9 protein-coding genes and 1 pseudogene are annotated in these 11,157 nt (G+C 70.7%); 3 read left to right on the top strand and 7 right to left on the bottom strand.

Going from position 1 to position 11,157, the window contains the following annotated elements:
- The 6 genes and pseudogenes from Val02_RS44465 to Val02_RS44440 all read right to left on the bottom strand — a co-directional run.
- Positions 1 to 233, bottom strand: a pseudogene (locus tag Val02_RS44465) (hypothetical protein); the annotation flags it as partial.
- 204 nt (positions 234 to 437) lie between these two features.
- Entirely contained in the window at positions 438 to 1,460 is a 1,023-nt protein-coding gene (locus Val02_RS44460; protein ID WP_239153799.1) for a WD40/YVTN/BNR-like repeat-containing protein, read from the bottom strand.
- 19 nt (positions 1,461 to 1,479) lie between these two features.
- A complete protein-coding gene (locus tag Val02_RS44455; RefSeq protein ID WP_203905415.1) occupies positions 1,480 to 2,367 on the bottom strand; it encodes a hypothetical protein in 888 nt (295 codons plus the stop codon).
- 40 nt (positions 2,368 to 2,407) lie between these two features.
- Entirely contained in the window at positions 2,408 to 3,127 is a 720-nt protein-coding gene (locus Val02_RS44450; RefSeq protein ID WP_203905414.1) for a histidine phosphatase family protein, read from the bottom strand.
- Complete coding sequence (locus Val02_RS44445; RefSeq protein ID WP_239153801.1) at positions 3,124 to 4,929, bottom strand: ABC transporter ATP-binding protein; 1,806 nt, start codon at positions 4,927 to 4,929, stop codon at positions 3,124 to 3,126. Before Val02_RS44445 ends, Val02_RS44450 begins: the two co-directional genes overlap by 4 nt.
- Positions 4,919 to 6,664, bottom strand: a complete 1,746-nt coding sequence (locus Val02_RS44440; protein WP_203905417.1) for an ABC transporter ATP-binding protein — start codon at positions 6,662 to 6,664, stop codon at positions 4,919 to 4,921. Before Val02_RS44440 ends, Val02_RS44445 begins: the two co-directional genes overlap by 11 nt.
- A gap of 208 nt (positions 6,665 to 6,872) precedes the next feature.
- On the opposite strand from Val02_RS44440, the gene Val02_RS44435 reads away from it, so the two are divergent.
- Positions 6,873 to 7,502 (top strand): TIGR03085 family metal-binding protein, encoded by a 630-nt coding sequence (locus Val02_RS44435; protein WP_203905413.1) that lies wholly within the window; start codon positions 6,873 to 6,875, stop codon positions 7,500 to 7,502.
- A gap of 92 nt (positions 7,503 to 7,594) precedes the next feature.
- Positions 7,595 to 9,391, top strand: coding sequence for an AMP-dependent synthetase/ligase (locus tag Val02_RS44430; protein WP_239153798.1), 1,797 nt, complete (start codon positions 7,595 to 7,597; stop codon positions 9,389 to 9,391).
- A gap of 4 nt (positions 9,392 to 9,395) precedes the next feature.
- Here the strand turns inward: Val02_RS44430 and Val02_RS44425 are convergent, their stop codons facing one another.
- Positions 9,396 to 9,719: a YbaY family lipoprotein gene (locus Val02_RS44425; protein WP_239153800.1), complete on the bottom strand. Its 324-nt coding sequence runs from the start codon at positions 9,717 to 9,719 to the stop codon at positions 9,396 to 9,398.
- 179 nt (positions 9,720 to 9,898) lie between these two features.
- Between Val02_RS44425 and legP the strand changes: the two genes are divergently transcribed.
- On the top strand, positions 9,899 to 11,157 hold a 1,259-nt coding region (gene legP, locus Val02_RS44420), incomplete at its 3' end, for a Dot/Icm T4SS effector Zinc-dependent metalloprotease LegP (protein WP_203905411.1).

Below are 11,157 nucleotides of genomic sequence, written 5' to 3'. Positions count from 1 at the left end.
GCCTCGGCGATCTGCGTGTCCAGCAGCGCGAGGTTGCGGTCGACCTCCGCCTGGGCCGAGGCCGGGATGTTCGCCGGAAGCTTGTCCTTCACGCTCGGACACACGATCGTGCCGGGCGAGGCGGCGGTCGTGTTGCCGGCCCTGTTGGTGTTGTTGTTGGTGCCGGCGGACGCCACGCCGATCCCGATGCCGCCGAGTATCACCACCAGTGCGCCGGCGCCGATGACCGCCATGCGGCGCTGCTTGCTGGTCAGAGTGCGGTCTTCGGACGAGGGAGTGATCTCTGTGGACATGGTGCTGAACCAACCTTCCGTGCCGTGGTGGCTTCACCCACCGGTACGGAAGGAACGGGCTCAGGTTTTCGACCCGGTCCGTTTCAAAGGATCAATTAAGCCGTTCCCCATTTAGGGAATGCAATTCCCCACTCCCTGCAATTTTCAGAGCAGTTTCGCGAGCCGTCCGGCCTGCCCGGAGGCCCAGCAGACGCCGCTCGCGGTGCAGTCGACCGCGTCGAAACTCCCTGTGTCGAAACGCATCCAGGTCCGTCCGCCGTCGCGGCTGTAATCGCTGCCGGTGGGTCCGACCGCGATTACGTTCGGTCCGCGCCACGCGACGCCCGAGCGATACTCACCGGGCGTCTTCTTCGCTTTTTCCCAGGAACGCCCGGAGTCCCGGCTCACCGCCGCCGAGTCCGGTGCGACGGCCGGCGTGGTGTAGTCCCCGCCCACGGCGACGCCGTGCCACGGATCGCGGAACGCCAGCGAGTAGACGCCGGCGCTCGGCCCGCTGGGGATCGGCGTGTCGACGACGCTCCACGTGTGCCCGAGGTCGTTCGTGCGGAAGACCCGGGCGGTCGCTCCACCACCGGTGGCGAACCACGCGTGCCGGCCCGCCGACACCAGACACGTCCCGCTGGCGGCGAACGCGAACTCCCCGGCGAGCGCCGCGGGCATCCCGGCCGCCGGCAGCACCGTCCAGGACCGGCCACCGTCCGAAGTGGACAGTACGCGGAACTTCCCGTCGACCGGGTCGGACAGCGCGAGCCCGTGCCGCCGGTCGAGGAACGTCACGCAGTCGTAGAACGCCGTCGGATCGGTGTTGCGGAACGCCTCGACCCACGTGGCGCCGCCGTCGTCGGTGCGATAGAGCCGGGAATCCTCACCCGTCCCGATGGACAGCACCACGGCGGTGCGCGCGTCGAACGCCTCGATGTCCCGGAACTGCAGCGCCTCCGCACCCGCCGGCCCGACGGAACGCCACATCCGTCCACTGTCGACAGTGCGCAGCACGGTGCCGGCGCTCCCGCTGGCCCACGCCACGTGCGGGCTCACCACGGACAGCCCGCGCAGCCGGGCGGTGCTGCCGCTCTGCTGCAACTCCCACGCGGGGTCGTGCCCGGGCGTGAACCCGGAACCGGCGAGCAGGGCGACGACCAGGAGCGGTACCGACAGCAGCCTCACAACCGCCCAAGATACTTATTCAGTACCGTCGATACCAGGCCCGCGCCGCCGGAACATTGAGCAGGATCAGGTTGAGCACCGGCAGCACCACGCCGGACAGCGGCTCGCCCTGGCCCGTCCGCGCCACCGACACCACGGTGCCGGCCAGGCTCAGCACGCTCAGCACCAGCACGAACATCCGCGCCCAGCGCTTGCCCCGGCGCAACCGCCGCCCCAGTCCGATCGCCAGGAACCCGCTGAACACCATCAGCGCGGCGATGGCGATCCCGTAGCCCTGGACCGCCTCCCGCACCTCGAACGGCAGGCTCGCGGCCAGGTCATCGGCGCCCACACCCACCACGCCGGCCGCGAACCCGCCGAAAATCAGCACCAGGCCGGCGATGTAGTAGAGCCACGCGACGATGCGCACGGCCGCCGGCGCCGGACCGTAGCCGGGCGGCGGGGGCGGCGGCCCGTAGCCGCCGGGCCCCGGGCCGTATCCGTCGGGGCCGCCCTGGCCGTATCCGCCGGCACCGTACCCGGGCGGGTCGGAGGTCGGGCCGTGTCCGGGCGGGCCGTATCCGGGCGGCGGAGGCCCGTAGCCTCCGGGCCCGTACCCGGGCGGTCCGGAAACTTGACCGTACCCGGGTGGACCCGAAACCTGGCCGTACCCCGGAGGCCCGGAAACCGGCCCGTACCCCTGGGTCCGGTCATAGCCACCGCCGCCGTACCCCGGCGGCCCGGAAACCTGACCCTGGCCGGGCTGACCCGCCGGACCGTATCCGCCAGGGCCGTAGGCACCGGGGTCGGGCCCGTATCCGGCCGGGCCGTATCCACCGGCCACGGGTGGATACCCCTCCGGCACGGTCCGGGTCTGGTCCCGCTGCGCGGCCGAACGGGAACGACCCCGCCCGAATCGGTACGACATGCGCTCCAGAGTGCCCCATGCCGTCGACCGTTGGGGAGGCTTACGCCCCGTCGTCCGCCGATCCGACGGTCCAGTACACCTGGTTGTAGTCGACCAGCGCCAAAGGGTCACGCCCGTCGGACTCGTACGTGGTGACCCCGCAGTTGGCCGGCTCCTGCCCCTCGGGCCAGCGCAGCGCCCGCGTGTAGTCCCAGTGCTCCAGCGCGAAGCGCAGGCAGCGGATCGTGCCGCCGTGCGTCACCACCAGCACCTTCTCGCCGTGGTGGGCGCGTTCGATCGCCTGCAGGAACGTGTTGACCCGGGCGACCACGTCGGCCAGGCTCTCCCCGCCCGGCGGCCGCGCGAAGAAGCCGCCGAACGTGCGCCAGTACTCGGCCATCCAGGGGAACGCCGCCTCGGCCTCGTCCGTCGTCATGTCGTACGTGTAGCCGGGGTCCCGCTCGCGGATGTAGAGGTCGGCGCGCACGGGCATCCGATCCCGTTCCTCCGGGGAGTATGCGGCCAGAATGCCCTCGGCGGTCTGAATCGTCCGCGTGTAGCCCGAGTGGTAGACGGCGTCGAAGACGCCGAACCGGTCCCGCACCGCGGCGCCGGTCTGCTCGGCCTGCTTCAGCCCGTCGTCGGTCAGCGGGATCAGATGGTCGGGCGTGCCGCGCACGACCCGCCGGGCGGCGTCGTCGGCGAAGTACACGCTGCCCTGCTTGGCGTGGTTACGGGTGGACTCGGCGTGGCGGACGATGACGAGCCGGGACGGCTTCACGCGACGACCTCTCTTGTCTGATCGAGCCAGGACGCGAAGAGTTTCCCGTACACCGACTCCGGCTCGGCCACCAGCACGGCGTGCGGCCCGCGCTGGACCACCTCGCCGCGGTCGAAGACGATCACCTCGTCGGCCGCCTGCGCGGTGGAGAGCCGGTGCGCGATGGCGACCGTGGTCCGCCCCCGGGTCACCGCGTCGAGCGTGCGCTGCAGCCGCACCTCCGTCGCCGGGTCGACCGCGCTCGTCGCCTCGTCGAGGACCAGCAGGTCGGGGTCGGCGACGTAGGCCCGCGCCAGCGCGACGAGCTGCCGTTCGCCGACGCTCAGGGCCTCGCCCCGCTCTCCGACGGGGGTGTCGATGCCGTGGGGCAGTGCGGCCACCCAGTCCGCCAGGCCCAGCTCCTGGAACGCCAACAGCAGGGCCTCGTCGCTCAGGTCCGGCCGGGCGAAGCGGAGGTTCGCGGCCACGGTGGTGTCGAAGAGGAAGCCGTCCTGCGGGACCATCACGACGCGCCGGCGCAGCGACCCGAAGCCCACCTCCGACAGCGGCACCCCGGAGAGCACCACCCGTCCCTCGGCCGGGTCCATCAGCCGGGTCAGCAGCTTCGCGAACGTCGTCTTCCCGCTGCCGGTCTCCCCCACGACCGCCACCCGCGACTGTGCCCGGATGGTCAGGTCGACGTCGCGCAGCACGGTCGGCCCGTGCGGGTAGGCGAAGTCGACGTGCTCGAACCGCACCTCGATCGGCCCGGCCGGCAGGTCCCCGGCGTGCTCGCCGGGGTCGGCCACGTCCGGCGCCACGTCGCCGATGTCGAGCACCCGGCGCCAGCCGGCGATGGCGTTCTGCGCCTCGTTGAGCATCTCCGTGGCGACCTGCACCGGCTGGATGAACAGCAGCACCAGGAAGAGGAACGCCGTGATCCGCCCGACGCTGAGCGTGCCGTCGATGCCCAGGCGCAGCCCGACGACGATCACGCCGACGAGGGCGAGGCCGGCGACGAGTTCGCCGACGGAGAAGCTGGCGACGGTGGTGCGCATGGCGCGCAGCTGGGCGACGCGGTTGCGTTCGATGGCGGCGTCGAGGCGCTCCTCGGTCCGCCGGGCCACCCCGTAGGCCCGGATCACCTCGGCGCCGACGACGCTCTCGCCGACCGCCGCCAGGAGCGCTCCGATATGCCGTCGAACGGTGTCGTAGGCCCGCGACAGCCGCCGCTGGAAGAACCGGATCGCGAAGATCATCGGGGCGAACGCGAGGTACACGACGAGCGTGAGCTGCCACGAGTACGTCGCCATCACCGCGGTCGTCACGATGAGCTGACCCAGCGAGACGAGCAGGATGATGCCGCCCCACTGGAGGAACTGGCTGATCTGGTCCACGTCACCGGTCACCCGCGACACCAGGGAGCCCCGGCGTTCGGCCTGCTGGTGCAGCATCGACAGGTCGTGGATGTGCCGGAACGTGCGGGTGCGCACGTTGGCCAGCGCCGTCTCGCTGACCGTGAAGAGGCGCACGTTCATCAGGTAGCTGCAGAAGAGCGTGCCGGACAGCACGAGCAGCGTGACGGCGACGATCCGGCCGGTCGCACCCAGGTCCGGCCCGCCCGGTGCGCGCAGCCCGTGGTCGACGCCCTGCTGCACGGCGACCGGAACGACGACGCGTCCGATCGTGGCGAGCACCGCCAGGCCGAGCGTGCCCGCGAGGCCGACGCGCAGTTCGGGGGACATCTTGAGGCCACGGCGCAGCGTGCGCATGGCGGGCTCGGGCTGGACGGCGACCTCGTCGCGCGCGGCCTCAGTCGGCATCGGCATATGCGCGCTCCCGTTCCCTCTCGGCCTCGGCCTGCTCGTAGGCGGTGACCAGGTTGCGGTATCCCTCGACCTCGGCGAGGAGGTGCTCGTGGGTGCCGCGGGCGGCGACCCGGCCGTGTTCCAGGTAGACGACCTCGTCGGCGAGCGCGATCGTGGCCCGCCGGTACGCGACGACGAGGATCGACGCGTGGGCCTCGGCCCCCTGGCGCAGGGCGCCCAGGATCTCGGCCTCCACGCGCGGGTCGACCGCGCTGGTGGCGTCGTCGAGGACGAGCAGGCGCGGCCGGGCGACCAGCGCGCGGGCCAGCGTGAGCCGCTGCCGCTGCCCGCCGGAGAGCGACGTGCCGCGCTCGCCGACCTCGGTGTCGAGCCCGTCGGGCAGGTCGGAGACGAACTTCGCGGCCTGCGCCACGCCCAGCGCCCAGTGCACGTCCTCGTCGTCGACACCGGCGCGGTCGAGGGCGATGTTGCCGCGCACGGTGTCGTCGAAGACGAACGGGATCTGCGGCACCAGCGCCGCCGCGCCGGTGATCGCCTCATGGCGCAGTTCGCGCAGGTCCACCCCGTCGAGCGAGACCCGCCCGCCGGTCGGGTCGACCAGGCGCACGCTCAGCGCCGCGATCGTCGACTTGCCGCTGCCGGTCGACCCGACGAGCGCGACGGTCTTCCCCGCCGGCACCTCGAACGTCACCCCGTGCAGCACGGTCGGCCCGTCGCCGTAGGCGAAGTCGACGCCGTCGAAGCACACGGCGGCGGCGGTGCCGGCGGCCGGCAGTTCGCGGGAGCCGTAGGCCATGTCTCCGGTCGCCGACAGCACGGTCGTCACCCGGTCCCAGCCGGCGACGCTGCGCGGCAACTCGGCCAGCACCCAGCCGATCGCCCGCACCGGGAACGCCAGCACGGTGAAGAGGAACGCCACGCTGACCACCTCGGCGACGGTCGTGGCGCCGATGCTCAGCCGGTACGCGCCGATCAGCAGCACGGCGAGCGTGCCGATGTTGGGCAGCGCCTCCAGCATCGGGTCGAACGCCCCGCGCACCCGCCCCACCCGGATCAGCGCGTCGCGCAGCTGCTCGGTGTGCGCCGCGAACCGTTCGGTCTCGGCCGCCTCCCGGCCCATCGTCTTGACCACCAGCGCCCCGTCGAACGACTCGTGCGCGATGCCGCTCACCTCGGCGCGCAGCGCCTGCGCGCGGGCCGCCCGCGGGGCCATCCGGCGGGTGTAGACCACGTTGAGCCCGAGCAGCGCGGGGAAGACGGCGCAGCCGACCAGGGCCAGCACCCAGTCCGTGGCGAAGAGCGAGACGGCCGCCACCACGAGCATGACCACGGTCCCGACCGCGAACGGCAGCGGCGCGATCGGGTACCAGGTCGACTCGACGTCGGAGTTGGCGTTGGACAGCAGGGTGCCGGTCGGGTGGCGGTGGTGCCAGGACAGCGGCAGCGCCAGGTACCTGCGGGTCACCTCTCGGCGGAACCGGGCCTGCAGGCGGAACTGCATCGCGCCGGCCCCGACGCGACGGCCCCACAGTCCGGCGACCTTGCCGACGGCCACCGCCAGGATCACGGCCGAGGTGCCGACGAGCGCACCGACGTCGTAGTCACCCCGTTCGACCGAGGGGACGACCACCCGGCCCACGACGGCGCCGAGGATGTAGGCGGTGGCGATGGTGAGGACGGCGAAGAGAATGCTCCCGCCCACCGCGATCGTGAAGAGCCCCGGCTCCATGCGGATCGCCTGTCCGAGCACGTAAAGGCCCCGGCTGACGACCTTCCCGTCCCGTTTCTCCCCCAGATCTGACACGCGACCCCCGTCCGCGAGGCCCGCTCGCGTAAGTGTTCTTTTGGCTATCCATCCTTACCGGCCAACCCGGCGGCCGCATCCGGGATTCCGCTGTGGCGGCGGTCACATCGGAATTGGTGACTAAGGTTTTCCCGTGACCCGCTATGCCCGGAACGAGCGTCAGGCGCTCATCGACACCCTCGTCGCGGCCGGCCCCGACGCACCGACGCTGTGCGAGGGGTGGACCACCCGCGACCTCGTCGCCCACATGCTGATCCGCGAACGGGAGCCGGTCGCCGGCCTCGGTGTGATCGTCAAGCCCCTCGCCGGGCTGACGAAGTCCCGGCAGGAGAGCATCGCCAAGCGGGACTACGCGAAGCTGATCGAGCAACTGCGCAGGCCACCGGTGTGGAGCCCGCTCAGCAACCCGCTGACCGACGAGGTCATCAACCCGCTCGAGATGTACATCCACCACGAGGACGTGCGGCGGGCCCGGCCCGGCTGGAAGGCGCGCGCGATCGACCCCGGGCTGTCCGAGAAGCTCTGGGGGCGGGTGCGCGGGACGGGCCGGCTGAGCCTGCGGAAGTTCCCGGCGGCGGTGGTCATCGAGTGGCCGGGGCACGGGCGGGTCTCCGCCGGCGCCGGCGGTCCCGAGGTGACGTTGACCGGCGAACCCTCGGAGCTCGTACTCTTCCTCACCGGCCGGCAGGCGCACGCCGACGTCGCGCTGACCGGCCCGGACGAGCTGACCGGACGACTCCGGAGCGCACGCCTCGGGATCTAGGGTTGGCACTAGCGATTAGGTGACACTCACCCTTAGTCTTCGTGCCACGTACGGCGTGATGTCGATCACGTCTCGGTGTGGAGGCGCCCGTCATGACTGCGTTACCGTTCCGGTCCATTCCCGACATGTTTCTCAAGCGGGTGGCTCAGACGCCTGACGCGCGGGCGTTCGCCGCCCCGGCCCCGGGAGACGCCGGCGCGCCGGTGTGGCTCACCTGGAAGCAGACCGCCGACCGGGCCACCGCGATCGCGGCCGGGCTGCACGGCCTCGGCGTGCGCAACGAGGACCGGGTCGCCATCCTCTCCAACACGCGGCTCGAGTGGATCCTCGCCGACCTCGGCGTCATGCTGGCCGGCGCCGCCACCACGACGGTCTACCCGACGACCGAGCCCGAGGACGCGCAGTACATCGTGCGCGACTCCGGTTCGAAGGTGCTCATCGCCGAGAATCCCGAGCAGGCCGCCAAGCTCGCCGGACTCGACCTTCCCGTCGTGGTCATCGACGGGGAGCCGGCCGCGGGACAGCTGACGCTCGCCCAGTTGGAGGAGCGCGGCCACGCCGCCCTCGCCGAGCAGCCCGCCCTCGTCACCGAACTGGTCGAGACCATCAAGCCGGAGCACCTCGCCACGCTCATCTACACGTCGGGCACGACCGGCCGGCCCAAGGGCGTCGAGCTGCTGCACGCCGGCTGGGTCTGGGAGGGCTGGGCCCAGTCCGACCTCGGCATCATGAACTCCGACGACCTCCAGTACCTGTGGCTGCCGCTGTCACACTCGTTCGGCAAGACGCTGGTGTGCGGAGTCATCTACGTCGGCATGCCGACCTATGTGGACGGTCGCATCGACAAGCTCGTGGAGAACCTGGCGAAGGTGCAGCCGACGCTGATGTGCTCGGCGCCGCGGGTCTTCGAGAAGGTCTACAACCGGGTCATCGGCAACGCGCAGGAGACCGGCAAGCTGAAGATCCTGCTGTGGGCGGTGGGCATCGGCAAGCAGGTCGTCGCGCTCAAGCACGCCGGCAAGCAGCCCGGATTCCTGCTGTCGTTGCAGCACAAGGTGGCCGACCGGCTGGTGTTCACGAAGATCCGGGCCCGGCTCGGCGGGCGGATGCGGGCCATGGTCTCCGGTTCGGCGCCGCTCGCGGTGGAGATCGGCGAGTTCTTCCACGCCGTCGGCCTCAACGTCCTCGAGGGCTACGGGCTGACCGAGACATCCGCGGGGTCGTTCATCAACCGGGAGAACGCCCCCCGCATCGGCACCGTCGGCACGCCGCTCGGCGACCTGGAATGCAAGATCGACACCGACGGCGAGGTGCTGCTGCGCGGCACGCCGGTCATGCGCGGCTACCACAACCTGCCGAAGGAGACGGCCGAGGCGTTCACCGAGGACGGCTGGTTCCGCACCGGCGACATCGGCGAACTGGACAGCGACGGCTACCTGCGCATCACCGACCGCAAGAAGGACCTCATCAAGACCTCCGGCGGCAAGTACGTGGCGCCGAGCCACATCGAGGGGATGTTCAAGTCGGTCTGCCCGCTCACCTCGCAGGCGGTCGTCATCGGACAGGCGCGCAACTTCTGCACGATGCTCATCACGCTCGACCCCGACGCGCTCGCCCAGTGGGCCTCCGGCGGCCCGCTCGAGGGCAAGTCGTACCCGGAACTGGTCGCCGCGCCCGAGGTGCACGCCGTCGTCGACGGCTACGTCCAGGAGCTGAACGGCCGGCTCAACCGCTGGGAGACGGTGAAGAAGTTCCGCATCCTGCCGCGGGACCTCTCCATCGAGGATGGCGAACTGACGCCGTCGCTGAAGGTGAAGCGGAAGGCCGTCGAGACGGCGTTCGCCGGCGAGATCGACAAGATGTACGCCGGCTCGGTCGCCAACGTCTGAGCCGCTATATCTTTTGCACCTCGACCGACATCGGCTTCGACACGTCGACGGGATAGGCGCGGGTGGTCAGGAGATCACCCGCCGCCTTCACTCCGGAACCGTCGAGATCCACGTGCACGCGCACGACATAACGGCCGTCTGATTTCAGCGTACCGGGATCGATATCGAGCTCCTGCGGCCGATCCACCCGCATGTCCGCAAATGTCTTTGTCGCCACCACCTGCGCCGGCGCATCCATTTGCGAAACCTCCTCGATCGAAACGCGAACCGTCGCGGGCTCTCGAGGCGGATCGACGGGCGGCACAAGATTAATCGATATTGTCGTCATCACGTCACACTCCCAGGTTCCGCCCGACGGCCAATTGCCAGTCGTCCCGGTGCGGGGCCATGTTGGCATCGTCAGCCTAGCCCAACCGTCGAGGAGGGCATGCCATGTCACCGGCGCACGATTCCGAAAACGATGGAAACAGGGTCATCGGGGTCGGCGAAATTCGATCGTCTCCCGCCGTGGAAACCGCGGTGATCGACGGGGCGACGTTCACGAACCGCGCGATCAAATTCGTCGAGATCGACGGTTTGGCAATGGTCGAGGGCGATATTGTCCTGGGCTCCGCCGAGGAGGTGCGGGAGCAGACCCGCGAGCGCGTCGAGCACGGGCCGCCGGAGGCGGCGGCGGTCGTCACCGGCGACCGGTTCCGCTGGATCGGTGCCGTGGTGCCGTTCGAGGTCGACGGCAACCTGCCCAACCCGCAGCGGGTCACCGACGCGATCGCCCACTGGGAGCGGCACACCCGGCTCCGCTTCGTCGCGCGCACCGCCGCCAACGCGGCGCAGTTCCCGGACTTCGTCAGGTTCGTGCCGGGCAACGGGTGCTCGTCGGCGGTCGGCCGGCGGGGTGGCCGGCAGAGCATCACCCTCGGGTCGAGCTGCACCACCGGCAACTGCATCCACGAGATCGGGCACACCGTCGGCCTGTGGCACGAGCAGAGCCGGGAGGACCGCGACACGTTCGTCACGGTCGCGTTCGCCAACATCCAGCCGGGGTTCGAGCACAACTTCGACCAGCAGATCACCGACGGGGACGACGTGGGCCCCTACGACTACGGCTCGATCATGCATTACCCGCGGGACGCGTTCTCGGTCAACGGTCAGGACACGATCGTGCCGACCACCCCTGGGGTGGCGATCGGTCAGCGCACCGGGCTGAGCGACGGGGACGTCGCGGCGGTCCGCGCCATGTACGGTCCGGCGCCGGACTCCGGCCCCGTGGTGTCCTCCGAGTCCAACCGGCTCGACGTGTTCGTCCGGGGCACCGACTCCGCCGTCTGGCACAAGTGGTGGAACGGCAGCAAGTGGGACCCGTCGCCGAACGGCTACGAACGCCTCGGCGGCATCGTCATGAGCCGGCCCGAGTCGGTCACCTGGGGCTTCGACCGGCTCGACACGTTCGCCATCGGCACCGACTCGGCGCTATACCACAAATGGTGGAACGGCTCCGCGTGGGGCCCGTCCGACGAGGGCTGGGAATCGCTGGGCGGGATCTGCACGAGCCGTCCCGAGATCGCCTCCTGGGGGCCGAACAGGCTCGACGTCTTCGTCATCGGCACCGACTCCGCCCTGTACCACAAATGGTGGGACGGCAGCCGATGGGGACCGTCGAACACCTGCTTCGAAAGCCTCGGCGGAATCTGCACGAGCCCGCCGACCGCACTGGCCTGGGGACCGAACAGGCTCGACGTGTTCGTCATCGGCACCGACTCGGCGCT

The organism is Virgisporangium aliadipatigenens (assembly GCF_016863615.1).
Classification (GTDB): domain Bacteria; phylum Actinomycetota; class Actinomycetes; order Mycobacteriales; family Micromonosporaceae; genus Virgisporangium; species Virgisporangium aliadipatigenens.
The sequence above is the reverse complement of the archived record's forward strand: the minus strand, read 5'-3'. Positions and strand labels throughout refer to the sequence as shown.